The 1,135-nt window shown below is 48.6% G+C and carries 1 protein-coding gene; it reads left to right on the top strand.

Annotated elements, in window-relative coordinates; all coding sequences use genetic code 11:
- Nucleotides 1-75: 75 nt before the first annotated feature.
- On the top strand, nt 76-1,135 hold a 1,060-nt coding region (locus A3766_RS26990; RefSeq protein ID WP_068643341.1), incomplete at its 3' end, for a TRAP transporter large permease.

Below are 1,135 nucleotides of genomic sequence, written 5' to 3'. Positions count from 1 at the left end.
GCTTGTGACAACGCTTCAATCATTGAGTTTGCTATGGGCTAGTCTAGATTCAAGTCAAACCAAAGAGGGGCATTCGTGAACCCTGAAAGTGTTGGCCTGTTGGCCATGGCCTGCTTGCTTATATTAATCGCTCTACGTGTACCGATTGCTATCGCTTTGATAGCGGTAGGGCTGCTTGGAAATGTCTACCTTCAGAGCTTTGAGTCGGCTATCGTTCAGTTTCAGTTGGTTAGTTGGGAAGTCGCCAGTAACTTTGTATTGGTGACCTTACCTATATTTGTTTGGATGGGAGCTTTAGCTCAAACAACGGGCTTGGGTAAAGATCTTTTCTATTGCTTTAACCGCTGGTTCGGGCGAATTCCCGGTGGCTTGGCGATCACATCTATCAGCTGCTCAGCAACCTTTGGTGCGGTCACAGGCTCTAGTGTTGCAACAGTCACAGCAATGGGCAAAATGCTGATGCCAGAGATGCGTCGTTACGGCTATAACCAAAGGCTTGCGACTGGCTCAATCGCAGCAGCCGGTGTGCTCGCCATTCTTATTCCTCCGAGTATCCCTTTGGTCTTTTACGCGGCCTGGACGGAAACCTCGCTAGGCGACCTGTTTATAGCGGGTATTATTCCGGGAATTCTATTAGCTTTGATGTTTGGTCTATATGTCATGATTCGCTGTAAGCTCAAGCCCGAACTGGCACCCGGTGGTGAGCATTACTCGGTGGCAGAGCGGATCAAGGCGCTACCAAAACTCCTGCCGGCATTGTCACTAATGCTTATTGTTTTGGGTGGTATTTACGGAGGCTATGCAACGCCAACAGAGGCCGCGGGTATTGGTTTGGCTTGGGTATTCGTTATTGCCTTATTTCGCGGACGCTTAAGTGCAATGATTCTGAAAGAAAGTTTGGGCCAAAGCGTTTCGCTGAGCGGCAACATCTTTTTGTTATTCTTAGGAGGCGTATTCTTTAGCCGCTTCATGGCGCAGACTGACGTGACTCAGTTCTTGATAGAATCCATCGCCGGGTGGAGTGATTCGTCCTTCTTGATAATGTTAGCGCTATTGCTCTTGTATCTGGTGCTCGGGGCTGTATTAGACACCTTTGGGATGATTATCCTCACCTTGCCTTTTGTCTTCCCTTTGG

Source organism: Oleiphilus sp. HI0132 (assembly GCF_001635845.1).
The sequence above is the reverse complement of the archived record's forward strand: the minus strand, read 5'-3'. Positions and strand labels throughout refer to the sequence as shown.